Source organism: Mesorhizobium quangtriensis, assembly GCF_040081925.1.
Classification (GTDB): Bacteria; Pseudomonadota; Alphaproteobacteria; order Rhizobiales; family Rhizobiaceae; genus Mesorhizobium_K; species Mesorhizobium_K quangtriensis.
On sequence record NZ_JBEBMF010000001.1, the window covers coordinates 933721 to 945866 of the forward strand.

General features: G+C 63.7%; 13 protein-coding genes. 5 read left to right on the plus strand and 8 right to left on the minus strand.

Features of this window, described 5'->3' with window-relative positions; translation table 11 throughout:
* Positions 1-26: 26 nt before the first annotated feature.
* Both ABMA32_RS04660 and ABMA32_RS04665 read left to right on the plus strand, forming a co-directional pair.
* A complete protein-coding gene (locus ABMA32_RS04660) occupies positions 27-230 on the plus strand; it encodes a glycine zipper 2TM domain-containing protein (protein WP_349012554.1) in 204 nt (67 codons plus the stop codon).
* A gap of 98 nt (positions 231-328) precedes the next feature.
* Positions 329-535: a hypothetical protein gene (locus tag ABMA32_RS04665; RefSeq protein ID WP_349012555.1), complete on the plus strand. Its 207-nt coding sequence runs from the start codon at positions 329-331 to the stop codon at positions 533-535.
* A gap of 40 nt (positions 536-575) precedes the next feature.
* Here the strand turns inward: ABMA32_RS04665 and ABMA32_RS04670 are convergent, their stop codons facing one another.
* Positions 576-782, minus strand: a complete 207-nt coding sequence (locus ABMA32_RS04670) for a hypothetical protein (RefSeq protein ID WP_349012556.1) — start codon at positions 780-782, stop codon at positions 576-578.
* A 171-nt stretch (positions 783-953) separates the two neighbouring features.
* Between ABMA32_RS04670 and ABMA32_RS04675 the strand changes: the two genes are divergently transcribed.
* Positions 954-1454, plus strand: a complete 501-nt coding sequence (locus ABMA32_RS04675) for an MmcB family DNA repair protein (protein WP_349012557.1) — start codon at positions 954-956, stop codon at positions 1452-1454.
* 27 nt (positions 1455-1481) lie between these two features.
* Here the strand turns inward: ABMA32_RS04675 and ABMA32_RS04680 are convergent, their stop codons facing one another.
* On the minus strand, positions 1482-3719 hold the full coding sequence (locus tag ABMA32_RS04680; RefSeq protein ID WP_349012558.1) for a caspase family protein: 2238 nt from the start codon (positions 3717-3719) through the stop codon (positions 1482-1484).
* 277 nt (positions 3720-3996) lie between these two features.
* Between ABMA32_RS04680 and ABMA32_RS04685 the strand changes: the two genes are divergently transcribed.
* Positions 3997-4401, plus strand: a complete 405-nt coding sequence (locus ABMA32_RS04685; RefSeq protein WP_349012559.1) for a Fur family transcriptional regulator — start codon at positions 3997-3999, stop codon at positions 4399-4401.
* Positions 4402-4412: 11 nt separating this feature from the next.
* Here the strand turns inward: ABMA32_RS04685 and ABMA32_RS04690 are convergent, their stop codons facing one another.
* Both ABMA32_RS04690 and polA read right to left on the minus strand, forming a co-directional pair.
* Complete coding sequence (locus ABMA32_RS04690) at positions 4413-4883, minus strand: macro domain-containing protein (protein ID WP_349012560.1); 471 nt, start codon at positions 4881-4883, stop codon at positions 4413-4415.
* Positions 4884-4898: 15 nt separating this feature from the next.
* The gene (polA, locus tag ABMA32_RS04695; protein WP_349012561.1) at positions 4899-7826 is read right to left on the minus strand and encodes a DNA polymerase I; all 2928 of its coding nucleotides are present in this window, start codon (positions 7824-7826) and stop codon (positions 4899-4901) included.
* A 393-nt stretch (positions 7827-8219) separates the two neighbouring features.
* Between polA and ABMA32_RS04700 the strand changes: the two genes are divergently transcribed.
* A complete protein-coding gene (locus ABMA32_RS04700; RefSeq protein WP_349012562.1) occupies positions 8220-9155 on the plus strand; it encodes a lipid kinase in 936 nt (311 codons plus the stop codon).
* 11 nt (positions 9156-9166) lie between these two features.
* Here the strand turns inward: ABMA32_RS04700 and ABMA32_RS04705 are convergent, their stop codons facing one another.
* From ABMA32_RS04705 to ABMA32_RS04720, 4 genes are read right to left on the minus strand one after another with little or no spacing between them, the layout of a single operon-like run.
* Positions 9167-9790: a DapH/DapD/GlmU-related protein gene (locus tag ABMA32_RS04705; protein ID WP_349012563.1), complete on the minus strand. Its 624-nt coding sequence runs from the start codon at positions 9788-9790 to the stop codon at positions 9167-9169.
* A complete protein-coding gene (gene phnL, locus ABMA32_RS04710) occupies positions 9787-10494 on the minus strand; it encodes a phosphonate C-P lyase system protein PhnL (RefSeq protein ID WP_349012564.1) in 708 nt (235 codons plus the stop codon). Before phnL ends, ABMA32_RS04705 begins: the two co-directional genes overlap by 4 nt.
* Before the next feature lie 2 nt (positions 10495-10496).
* Entirely contained in the window at positions 10497-11273 is a 777-nt protein-coding gene (gene phnK / locus ABMA32_RS04715) for a phosphonate C-P lyase system protein PhnK (protein WP_349012565.1), read from the minus strand.
* Positions 11270-12145, minus strand: a complete 876-nt coding sequence (locus tag ABMA32_RS04720) for an alpha-D-ribose 1-methylphosphonate 5-phosphate C-P-lyase PhnJ (protein ID WP_349012566.1) — start codon at positions 12143-12145, stop codon at positions 11270-11272. Before ABMA32_RS04720 ends, phnK begins: the two co-directional genes overlap by 4 nt.
* Position 12146 lies beyond the last annotated feature (1 nt).

Here is a 12146-nt window from a genome sequence, read left to right on the forward strand (position 1 = left end):
ATCCCAGTTCGCCGATGGAGAGAGACATGATCCGCATTGTGGCCGTATCGCTTGTCGCGCTGACGCTCGCCGGTTGTGGATCGACGAAGGCGACGCGCACGGCAAGCGGAGCCGTGATCGGTGCCGGAACCGGCGCCGTTGCCGGAGCGGCGATAGCCGGCACGCCGGGCGCCGTGGTTGGCGGTCTCGGTGGAGCGGCCGCTGGAGCGCTGATCGGGTCCAATCAATAGGCCAGACCGCTCCACGCGAATGCGCAAACTTTTCCTCGCGCCGATGGACTCGGACTTCTGGCTGATCCAGTTTACGCCGCGCCAAGAGGGGAACGGACATGGCAGATTTCAATGCAGGCGACGAGGCGCTCGGGAGCCTCGTCCTGATCGAGGAACTTTTCCACGCCCTGTCCAAGTCGGGCACAGTGCCTGAAGCCAAGCTCGCCGACATCGTTCGCGCGGCGGTGGCACGGCTCGATACGACCGACCATTTCGGCTCGGCTGCCGCAGTGCGACATTATTTCGAACACTGGCTTGCCGAATAGCGCGTTCAGCTATGCCATCGCGCGGTAGAGCGGCGGTCGCTCAACCCTGCAGCGCGACGGAGGTCTGCAGACCTGCCTGGATTGCCTCCAAGGTCCTTGCGCCGTTCGAATAAAGCGACAGAACGACCGCTGCCACATCCTCGCGCCGGGTCAGATCAACGATACCGCGCGCGCCGCAGAACTCATCCACGGCACCTCTGAGGATCACCAACTCTTCAGGATTTGCGATTCCGGCAAAAGGCACCACGCATCTTCCTTTCTAAGGGCGAAAGCGTGATCTACTCTTCCAAGCACCCGTATGCCATCAATCCAACGGGCGACCCGCACACCATGCGCCTCAAATAAGGCAAGGACGCGTCATTGCGACAAAACTTTCGTATTGAGTTCAAATCGTGAACAAAAGCTGGCATGGTGAACCATGCCCATCGTCTCGCCGATTCCCCTAAATCCCCTGATTGACGGCCGCCAGTCGGATCGTGCCATGCTGGTGCGACGCGGCGTGCAGCGCCTGCTTTCGCAGATGGGCGCGCATGTGCTGCCGGAAATCAGCCTCGCCACCGGCCGCCGCGCCGACCTTGTGGCGCTGACGCGGACAGGCGACATCTGGATCATCGAGGTGAAGTCGTCGATCGAGGACTTCCGGGTCGATCGCAAGTGGCCGGACTACCGGCTGCACTCCGACCGCTTCTTCTTCGCGACGCATCCGGGCGTGCCCGCCGACATCTTTCCCGATGAATGCGGCTTCATCCTCTCTGACGGCTACGGGGCGGAGGTTATTCGCGACGCGCCCGAGCACAGGATGACGGCCGCCACCCGAAAGGCGCTGATGCTTAGGATCGCGCGGGCGGGAGCTGCGAGGCTGCTTGCAGCCGAACTGGCTGGTGTGGCCGTGCCTGCGCTGGACGGCGAGAGCGAGTAGCCTCTCGCCGTCGTCTGCAGCTTCTCGTCAGTTCAGCGGCGCGGTCTCGATCGGGAAGATCATGACCGCGTTCTTCGGGCCGCTCTGGTCCTTCAGCTTCACCACCGAGCGCGTCGCGGGCGCAAGGCCGATGTCGGTCAGCGCCGAAGCGAAGTCCGACGGTCCCGCAGTGTCGCGGCCGACGGAGGCCGAGCGGGTTGCCGACGGCACCTTGCCCTGTTCGAGGAAGCTCAAATCCTCGACCTCCGAGAGCGGCGGCGCTTCGGTGATGACGGCGATCATGCGCTCGGTGCCGAAGGTCTGGTCGGTGAAGGCGAGCAGCGGCTCGTCGATCTTGGCGCCGACGACAAGACGCTGGGCGTCCATATGCGAGATGGAATAGTCCGAGCCGAGATACAGCACGTTGATGTCGACGATGCCGCGCGAATTGTTCTCTGCCACGATATGCACCTGATCGCCCGGCTGGACGGTCGGGACGGCCGCTGCGACGAGGTCTTCCTTCCCGCCGCCCTTGGCGCGCTTGATCTGGAAGCTCACCTTGACGTCCTGCGGCACTTCGCCGGACGCGACAGACAGGCGCGAGAGCGCGGTGGCGCGGAAGATCTTCTGCAGGTTTTCGTTGGCAAGCTTTGACAGTCGGTCGGGCTCCGACCGGTTGATGTAGATCAGCGGCGGGCGACGGCCGTTCGCGAGCGACACCTCGCCGGAGGCTGGCAGGAACCACAGGGCGGCTTCCTTGCTGGCGTCGGCAGGCGCGCCCTCGACGTCGCTCTCGGGGAAGACGCCGAGGCGGATGTCGGCTTCGGCACCGGGTTCGACGAACTCGATGTTGAAGCGCTTGTCCTTCGCGCCGGCGAGCTTGTCGAGCATCTCGTTGGCGAGCTTAACATCCTCTTCCAGCCCGGCTGAGGCGGAGGGGCGCGCTACGCGGAGCTGATAGTCGACCGCAAGCTCTGACAGCCGCGCATAGGCGTTGGTCGGAAAGTTGGCAATGGTCAGCGCGGGCTTGTCTTCATAGGCGACCGGCCTGGCCTTGCTGGAGAAGTTCTCGACGGAGGTGACTTCGAGATAACCGCGCGTCTCCGACAGTTCGGAAGCGGGCGAGGGAAGGATAGCCAGCTTCGTACCGGGCGTCAGCCGGTGCAGGCTGCCGGCCGGCAGAGTGATCGAACCGTCCTTCGTGTCGACCTGCCACTGCATGACGGCGTCGATTTTCTCGGACCCGAAAACGCGCGCGTCGAGTTCGCCTTCGAAGATCGGCGTCGGACGCTGGCGCGCGTCGGCACCGTATTGTTGCAACACCGAATGGCCGAGCTGGCGGTAGGTCATGTTCGGGTTTTCGGCGAGCTTCGAGAAGATGGTGTAGGTGAAAAGGCCATAGCGGGTCGCGCCCTCGACGCCTTTCGGCAGCGGCATTTCAGGCGTCGTCTCGACCGTCTGCGCCGCCATGAAGGCGACAAGCCCGCCCTTGGTGATCTGCTCCGCGCTGGTAGCCGACTGGTCACCGGTCTGCAGCGCGCGGTTTTCTTCCTCGCTCATGAAGCGGAGCCGGTCCTGCTGGCCGGCAGCGGCGCTCGCTCCCGCCACAGCTTCCGCAATGGCCGCCTGCGGGATGCCGAGGCCTTCGGGGTCGGTCGGCTCGAGCTTGCGCTCCGCCTCGTCTGAATCCAGCTGGACGGCGGCTGCACGCGTTACCGCGCCGGAATTGCAGGCATCGACCACGAGCCAGACGAAAGCGCCCTTGTCGCGGATGGCATCCAGCGCCGCACCGATCTCGTCATCGACCAGCGCGTTCGGGATCGCCTCCGCCTGCTTGTCCCAGGGCCTGGAGTCGGACGGCAGCAGGATTTCGTCCATGCCGTCGGTTTCCGTTTCGGGCGTCTTGGTCGGCTGCTGCGAACCGTGGCCGGAATAGTGCAGGTAGACGAAATCGTCGCGCTCTGCCTTGTCGGCGATGTCCTTCAGGGTGGCGAGGATGTTGGCGCGTGTCGGCGACAGGGTCGCGCCGTCGAGATCGTCGGCCAGCACGGTGACGTCGTCGGCCTCGAACTTGATCGGCGCGGCCGTCGTCAGATAGTCGCGGACCAGCTTCGCATCATGGTTTGGACCGATGAGCGCGTTCTTCGGCGGCAGGTTCGGATAGGCGGTCACCGCCATCAGCACCGCGTAGTTGGTGCGCGCCCACGCGGGAGCGGCGAAGCCAGAGGCGACGACGGCAAGCGCCGTGGCGGCAAGAAGGCCGCGCCCTTTGATCCAAGTCTTCATGCTGAAACTCTCCCAAGCCCTTCGTGATTTACGTCCAAGCACGATTCCTTCAGAAAACGGGATCATGCCCCAGTCCCAAGCCGCGTCATGGGTCATCGACGAATGAGGCAGTATTTTGAAACGAAGCCTATCGATCAACCCAAAAACTGCCGTTACGGCAAACGGGAGTGGCGAAACAGGCCCAGCATTGTATTTGGCGCCCGGAAACAGTAGCAAACGGGTAGAAAATCGAGCCGACGGTCACCATTTTGTGACTCGGAAAGGCGGAAGGAAATCAATGGCTGCGCGTGATGCCCTGACCAGGAACCAGATTTGCGTGCTCGAGAGGCTCGAGGTCGCGACGGGTCCGCTCAGCGCCTATACGCTGCTCGACCAGTTGCGCGAACAGGGCTTTCGCGCACCGCTGCAGGTCTACCGGGCGCTCGATACGCTGATCAACGCAGGCTTCGTGCACCGGCTGGAAAGCCTGAACGCCTTCGTCGCCTGCGCCGAGGAGCACGACCACGGCCACGGCATGGCGGCCTTCGCGATCTGTGACCGCTGCGGGCAGGCTGCCGAACTCTCCGACCACGCGATCGAGCATCAGTTGGAAGACTGGGTTCGCTCCACCGGCTTCCAGCCCAAGAAGGCGGTCATCGAGTTTCGCGGCACCTGCGGCAAGTGTTTGGCTGAGGCGGCTTAGCTGGCGGGCTGCTATTCGACCTCGAATTCATTGCGAAATGTCTCGTAGATAACGAAATGCGTCGGTCCGGGCGTAAGGTGCTCTACGAGAAGCGGCTTCACATCATCATCCCATGAGAGCTTGCCAAGACCCGCACCGATCTTAGGCAGGGCAACTGAGACGACGCCGTGCCGGTCGGCCCATTGCGCGAGCTTCCGCACCGCCTTGCGCAGATAAGGCATAGTGGCATGATACATGTCCGGCTGGGTCGCCATATAGACAAAACCCGGACGATCGGGGGCGGGCGCAAGTGTCCAGATGTCACCGCCGGTGAAACGGCCTGACCGGGCATATTTCTTGAAAGCGACCTGCACATCCGGCCAGCGCCGGGAGATTTTGAAGGCTAGCCCGGTGCCGAGGCCTTCCTGATTTCCCTCGGCGACACCCTGCGCGATGTATGTCTCGCCGCTCGCGAGCAAATCACCTGCCACGAATGCGATCACCGCCAGCTCCGCACCTCAGTGCGCCTCGTCCCAGTTGTCGGCGGCGCGGGCGTCGACAGACAGGGGCACCTTCAGCGCGACGGCCGGCATGGCGGCGTCTTCCATCACGCGGCGGATGACGGGCAGCGTCGCCGCCACCTCGTCTTCGGCGACTTCGAAGACAAGCTCGTCATGGACCTGCAGGAGCATGCGCGCCGACAGTTTCTCGGCGGCAAGCGCGGCGTCCATGCGGATCATGGCGCGGCGTATGATGTCGGCGGCCGAGCCCTGGATCGGGGCGTTGATCGAGGCGCGTTCGTTGAAGGAGCGAACCGACGGGTTGGAGGATTTGATTTCCGGGTAGTGAATGCGGCGGCCGAAGATGGTTTCGACAAAACCACGATCGCGCGCCATCTGCTTGCGGCTGTCCATGTAGTCGCGGATGCCCGGAAAGCGTTCGAAATACTTCTTGATGTAGTCGCCGGCCTCCGAGCGCTCGATGGAGAGCTGGTTGGCGAGGCCGAAGGCAGAGATGCCATAGATGATGCCGAAATTGATCGCCTTGGCGCGGCGGCGGACGTCCGAGGGCATGCCCTCGACGGGCACGTTGAACATTTCCGAGGCCGTCATGGCATGGATGTCGACGCCGTCCTCGAATGCCTGGCGAAGCTGCGGGATGTCGGCGATGTGGGCAAGGACGCGCAGTTCGATCTGGCTGTAGTCGGCCGAGACCAGCTTGTTGCCCTTGTCGGCGATGAAGGCGGTGCGGATGCGCCGGCCCTCTGCGGTGCGGATCGGGATGTTCTGCAGATTGGGTTCCGACGACGAGATGCGGCCCGTCGGTGTCGAGGCAAGCGCATAGGAAGTGTGCAGCCGCTTCGTCTCGGGGTTGATGTATTCCGGCAGCGCGTCGGTGTAGGTCGACTTCAGCTTGGTGAGCTGTCGCCAGTCGACGATTCTGCGCGGCAGGTCGTAGCCCTCGGCAGCCAACTCCTCCAGCTTCTGCGCAGTGGTGGACCATTGCCCGGACTTCGTCTTTTCACCGCCCGGAATCTGCATCCTGCCGAACAGGATGTCGCCGAGCTGCTTCGTCGAGCCGATTGTGAAGCGCTCGCCGGCAGCTTCATAGACAGCCTCCTCAAGGGCCGCTGCGCGCTGTGCGAACTCGCCCGAGAGGCGCGACAGCATCTGGCGGTCGACGGAAATGCCACGCTCTTCCATGCGCGCCAGCACCGGCACCAGCGGCCGTTCCAGCCGCTCGTAGACCGAGACAAGACCATCGGCGGCAAGACGCGGTTTCAGGATGTGCCAGAGGCGAAGCGCGATATCGGCGCCCTCGGTGGAGTACGTCGTTGCGCGCTCGATATCCACGAGGTCGAACGTGATGAGGCTTTTGCCGGAACCAACGAGATCCTTGTAGGGGATGGTGGAGTGGCCGAGCCAGCGCTCTGCAAGCGAGGCGATGTCGTGCGCGCCCGCGCCCGCGCCGAGCGCGTAGGAGATCAGCATCGTATCGTCGAAAGGCTCGACATCGATGCCGAGCCGATGCGCCATCAACCAGTCATATTTCAGGTTGTGTCCGATCTTCATGACTGAAGCGTCTGACAGAAGCGGCTTCAGCGCGGCCAGCACCTCGTCCAGCGTCAATTGCGCCTCGACGCGCCCGCCGCCCAGAAGATCGGCGGCGGCGGAACGGTGGCCGACGGGAATGTAGGCGGATTTGCCGGGCTTCACGGCGAGCGCAAAACCGACAGGTTCGGCACGCATGGGGTCGAGCGAGGTCGTCTCGGTGCGGAAGGAGACGATGCCCGCCTCGCGCGCGCTCGCGATCAAGGCATCGAGTTCGGCGCGGTCGCGGATCGTGGTATGGCGGTTGGGATCGATCTTCGCGCCCACGGCTGCCTGAGCGCGGGCCTGCGCCAGCGCTGCCGGCGTGTTGACCTTGCCGTTGGTGATTTTGGCCGACGCGGCAGGCTCGGCCTCGTCGGCGGGCTTCTCGCCCGCGCCGACATCGGGGCCATGCATGTCCGTCAGGTCCACCACCACCGGAGCCGGCGCGATCTCGGCGGCGTCCGTGCCGGTCGCCTCGGCGACGCGGCGCGTCAGCGTCGTGAACTCCATCGTCTTCAGGAAGGCGATAAGCTTCGGTCCGTTCGGCTGTTCGAGGACCATTTCGTCCAGTCCTTCGGTGACCGGCACGTCATCCTTCAGCCTGACAAGGTCGCGCGAAATGCGCGCCTTGTCGGCGTTGTCGATGATCGTCTGCCGGCGCTTCTCCTGCTTGATCTCGCCGGCGCGGGCGAGCAGCGTGTCGAGGTCGCCGAACTGTTCCAGAAGCTGCGCGGCGGTCTTGGGGCCGATGCCCGGCACGCCGGGCACGTTGTCGACGGAATCGCCGGTCATCGCCTGCAGGTCGATCATCTTTTCGGGCGGAACACCCCATTTCTCGATGACTTCCGGAATGCCGATCTGGCGATCCTTCATCGGATCGTACATCGACACGGTCTGGCCGACGAGCTGCATCAGATCCTTGTCCGAGGAGATGATGGTCGTTTCCGCGCCGGCCTCGCGGGCGAGCTTCGCATAGGTGGCGATCAGGTCGTCGGCCTCGAAGCCTTCCATTTCGATGCATGGCAGGCTGAAGGCGCGCGTCGCCTCGCGGATGAGGCCGAACTGCGGGATCAGGTCGTCCGGCGGCGCCGAGCGGTTGGCCTTGTAGTCGGCGTAGAGTTCGTTGCGGAAGGTTTTCGAAGAATAGTCGAAAATGACGGCGAAATGGGTGGGCGTGACGCCGACGTCCGTATTGCGGGCGTCCTGCATCAGCTTCCAGACCATGTTGCAGAAGCCGAGGACGGCGTTGGTAGGCAAGCCGTCCGATTTGCGGTTCAGCGGCGGCAGAGCGTGGTAGGCGCGGAAGATGTAGCCGGAGCCGTCGACGAGGAAGAGATGGTCGCCATTTTTCATGGCCGCAAGCCGTAGCGCTGTCCCCTCACACTGTCCACCGCAAAGCCACGGCCGGATAAACTCTCCTGACGACGCCAAGCCTTACGCGGCAAGGGTCACGGGTTTGTTACGCAACTGTAATGTTCGTGCCCTTGAATCGCCACGTTCAGGGAACCAAATAGGGGTCATCGGCAGTTTATGCCGAAGTCCGGAGTAAGGCCCGTCCCCCGCCTATACCGGACAACAGCGCCAGCCTCATCCCCCTCTCCGGGCTGTCGCGATTTATAGTAAGGCCGCCGTGGTTGTCCCCTCCGCCACGGCGGCATTTTTTTGTGCGATGCGGAACGATTTCGGTTCCCAAGGCTTGTGTTGGGCCCCATATCCCGATTTTGACGGTCCCCAGGAAGGCGAATCTTGAAGAAGATCAAGAAGCGGGCGTTGCTGCTGGTCAATCCCAAGGCGCGGCGGGGTGGCGAAGCCATCGACGCGCTGGTCGGCCGCCTGCATCGCGGCGGCCTGGATGTGACGATGGAGCCGTTCGAGAACCTGCCGGAGATAGCGAGAGACATCGTGCGGTTGCGCGAGAGCGCCGACATGATCATCTTGTGCGGCGGCGACGGGACAATTGCTTCCGGGGCGCTGGCCGTCGAGGAGTGTGGCCTGCCGCTTGGCATCATGCCGATGGGCACGGCAAACGACCTTGCCCGCACGCTCGGAATACCGATGGACCTGAACGAGGCGGCCGACGTGATCCTTGCCGGCAATACGCGCAAGATCGACATTGGCAACGTCAATGGCTACGCCTTCTTCAACGTCGCCAGTATCGGGTTGAGCGCTGACCTCGCACAAGGCCTGAACCCCACGCTAAAGAAGCGGTTCGGGCGGGCGGGCTATGCGCTTGCGGCGGCCAAGGTGTTGTTCAAGGCGCGCCCGTTCACGGCGACCATTCGTGAGAATGGCAAGGTTATCAGCACAAAGACCTTTCAGATCGCGGTCGGCAACGGCCGACACTATGGCGGCGGCAACATCATCGAGGCCGACGCCGAGATCGATGACGGGCATCTTGACCTCTACAGCCTGGAATTCGACCGTGTCTGGAAGCTCGCGGGCATGCTGCGTTCCTTCCGGACAGGCACGCACGGAGCCTGGGAGGAAGTGCGCACGGCAAAGAGTACCGAGTTCGACATCGAGACAAAACGACCGATGCCGGTCAATGCCGACGGCGAACTCGTGACTTCGACGCCCGCGCACTTCATCGTCCACCCTTCGGCGATCACTGTATTTGCACCGCCGAAAGTAGAAGTGGATGCAAGGCCCGCTAAGAAGCAGCCTGCGAAAACGGCCGCCTGACGTCGGGGGAGCTATCCTTCGTGCTTTTCCAGGAACGCTTCCGCCGACAGGTGCCTGAAGTCATCAAGTGCTGCCCGCAGGCGGGCGTGGTCCCAGTCCCACCATGAAAGCGCCTGGTAGCGCTCCGCGGTCTTCCGGTCGAAGCGCTCGCGGATCGGTCTTGCCGGCACGCCGGCCACTACCGTGTATGGCGCGACATCCTTCGTGACCACCGCGCCGGAGCCGACCGCCGCGCCGTCGCCGACGGTCACACCCGGCAGAATGGTCGAGCCATGGCCCAGCCATGTGTCATGGCCGATGCGGACCTTCTTTGCGCGCCGCGCTGAGAAGAAATCGGTCTCGTATTCGGCGTCGTCGAAATAGTCCGATGCCCGGTAGGTGAAGTGATGCAGCGTCGGCCGCTCGAGCGGGTGATGCGTTGCGTTCATGCGTACATAGGCTGCGATGTTGGAGAACTTGCCGATCTCCACGCACCACGCCATGCAGTTTTCCATCATGTAGGAATAGTCGCCGACGACAGTCTCGGTGACGCGGCATCCTTCGGCGATCTCGGTGTAGCGGCCAAGCGTCGATTTTTCGACCCGCGCCGTCTCGTGGACGGTCGGCGTTTCTGAAAGCTTCTGGTGATGGCTCATGCGGCGATCTTTCCGGGCGCGAATGCGGTGACATCGATGATGGCGTCGGCCACGGCCTCGCGAACATCGGCGTCGTGGAAGATGCCGAGCAGCGCTACCCCCTCCCTCTTCTTGCCCGCGATCATCTCGACCACGACCTCTCGGTTCTTCGCGTCGAGCGAAGCCGTCGGCTCGTCCAGCAGCAGGACAGGATGCGGCGTGATGAAGCCGCGCGCGATGTTGACGCGCTGCTGTTCGCCACCGGAGAAGGTGGCAGGCGGCAGGCTCCAGAGCTTTTCGGGCAGGTTCAGCCGGGCAAGCAGATCGCGGGCCCGCGCCTGCGCCGTCTCCTTCGCCTCGCCGAGCGAAAACAGTGGCTCGGCGACGACATCGAGCGCCGAGACGCGCGGCACAGTCCGCAGGAACTGACTGACATAGCCGATCGTGTCGCGCCGTATCGCAAGCACTGTGCGCGGGGTGGCTTTAGCGAGATCGATGAGCTGGCCGCGATGATTGACGATGATCTGCCCTTCATCGACAGCATAGTTTCCGTAGAGCATCTTCAGGATCGAGCTCTTGCCCGCGCCGGACGGCCCACCGAGTACGGCGCATTCGCCCGATTTGATGGCAAAGGATACGTTCTCCACGACCGGCAGCCGGATGCCGCCGCGCAGATGCATGGTGAAGCTCTTGGCGACTTCGGAAACGACGATGGGCGTGGGCATGGTTACACCTGCAAGATCGAAGACACGAGCAACTGCGTATAGGGCGCGCGCGGGTCGTCCAGCACGCGGTCGGTGAGGCCGGTCTCGACGACATGGCCGTCCTTCATCACCATCATGCGATGCGACAGCAGCCGCGCGACGGCAAGGTCATGCGTCACGACGACGGCGGCGAGGCCGAGGTCGTTGACCAGCCCGCGCAGCAGGTCGAGCAGGCGAGCCTGCACGGAGACATCGAGGCCGCCGGTCGGCTCATCCATGAACACGAGGCGCGGGCCGGTGACGAGATTACGCGCGATCTGCAGGCGCTGGCGCATGCCGCCGGAGAAGGCGCGGGGCTCGTCGTCGACGCGATCCTCGCCGATCTCGACACGTCCGAGCCAGTCGATCGCGGTCTCGCGGATACGGCCGTAGTGGCGGTCGCCGACCGCCATCAGGCGCTCGCCGACATTGGCGCCGGCCGAGACGGTCATGCGCAGGCCGTCGGCCGGGTTCTGGTGGACGAAGCCCCAGTCGGTACGCATCAGGAAACGCCGTTCCGCCTCGCTCATGCGGTAGAGGTCACGGAACGCGCCGTCACGCATGCGGTAGGACACGCAGCCGGAGGTCGGCGTCAGGCGGGTCGAGATGCAGTTCAGGAGCGTCGTCTTGCCCGAACCGGATTCGCCCACGATCGCCAGTACCTCCCCCGGGAAAAGCTCGAAGGAGATGTCCTCGCAGCCGACGCGTGCGCCGTAGAATTTCGACAGCGAGACGACGCGGAGTAGAGGTTCGTCGGTCATTCCGCAGCCTCCTTCGGTGCTAACTCTCCGCGATGGCCTTCGGCCTGCCGCGTTTCGCAATGATCGGTGTCGGAGCAGACGAACATGCGCCCGCCGCGATCGTCGAGGACCACCTCGTCGAGATAGACCTGTTCAGCGCCGCAGAGCGCGCATGGCTTGTCGAACTTCTGCACTTCGAATGGGTGATCCTCGAAGTCGAGGCTGACGACTTCGGTGAAGGGCGGGATGGCGTATATGCGCTTTTCGCGACCCGCGCCGAAAAGCTGCAGTGCCGGCGACATGTGCATCTTCGGATTGTCGAATTTCGGTGTCGGCGAGGGGTCCATGACGTATCGCCCCTCGACCTTGACCGGATAGGCGTAGGTGGTGGCGATGTGGCCGTGCCTGGCGATGTCCTCATAGAGCTTCAGGTGCATGAGGCCGTATTCCTCCAGCGCGTGCATCTTGCGGGTCTCGGTCTCGCGTGGCTCGAGGAAACGCAGCGGCTCCGGGATCGGCACCTGATAGACGAGCGTCTGGCCCTCCGTCAGCGGCCGCTCGGGGACGCGGTGGCGCGTCTGGATGATTGTGGCTTTCGCGGTTTCGGTAGTCGTCTCGACATCGGCAACCTTGCGGAAGAAGTTGCGGATCGAGACGGCGTTGGTCGTGTCATCGGCGCCCTGGTCGATGACTTTGAGCACGTCATCAGGCCCGATGATGGCCGCTGTCACCTGAACGCCGCCAGTACCCCAGCCATAGGGCATTGGCATCTCGCGGCTGGCGAAGGGAACCTGATAGCCAGGAATCGCGATACCCTTCAGGATCGCGCGCCGGATCATGCGCTTGGTCTGTTCGTCCAGATAGGCGAAGTTGTAGGTGGCGATGTCGGTCATT

What these genes read in the sequence shown, in the direction of transcription:
- ABMA32_RS04660 (WP_349012554.1), top strand. Translation starts at nt 27, where the DNA reads ATGATCCGCATTGTGGCCGTATCGCTTGTCGCGCTGACGCTCGCCGGT.
- ABMA32_RS04665 (WP_349012555.1), top strand. Translation starts at nt 329, where the DNA reads ATGGCAGATTTCAATGCAGGCGACGAGGCGCTCGGGAGCCTCGTCCTG.
- ABMA32_RS04675 (WP_349012557.1), top strand. Translation starts at nt 954, where the DNA reads ATGCCCATCGTCTCGCCGATTCCCCTAAATCCCCTGATTGACGGCCGC.
- ABMA32_RS04680 (WP_349012558.1), bottom strand. Translation starts at nt 3,719, where the DNA reads ATGAAGACTTGGATCAAAGGGCGCGGCCTTCTTGCCGCCACGGCGCTT.
- ABMA32_RS04685 (WP_349012559.1), top strand. Translation starts at nt 3,997, where the DNA reads ATGGCTGCGCGTGATGCCCTGACCAGGAACCAGATTTGCGTGCTCGAG.
- polA (WP_349012561.1), bottom strand. Translation starts at nt 7,826, where the DNA reads ATGAAAAATGGCGACCATCTCTTCCTCGTCGACGGCTCCGGCTACATC.
- ABMA32_RS04705 (WP_349012563.1), bottom strand. Translation starts at nt 9,790, where the DNA reads ATGAGCCATCACCAGAAGCTTTCAGAAACGCCGACCGTCCACGAGACG.
- phnL (WP_349012564.1), bottom strand. Translation starts at nt 10,494, where the DNA reads ATGCCCACGCCCATCGTCGTTTCCGAAGTCGCCAAGAGCTTCACCATG.
- phnK (WP_349012565.1), bottom strand. Translation starts at nt 11,273, where the DNA reads ATGACCGACGAACCTCTACTCCGCGTCGTCTCGCTGTCGAAATTCTAC.
- ABMA32_RS04720 (WP_349012566.1), bottom strand. Translation starts at nt 12,145, where the DNA reads ATGACCGACATCGCCACCTACAACTTCGCCTATCTGGACGAACAGACC.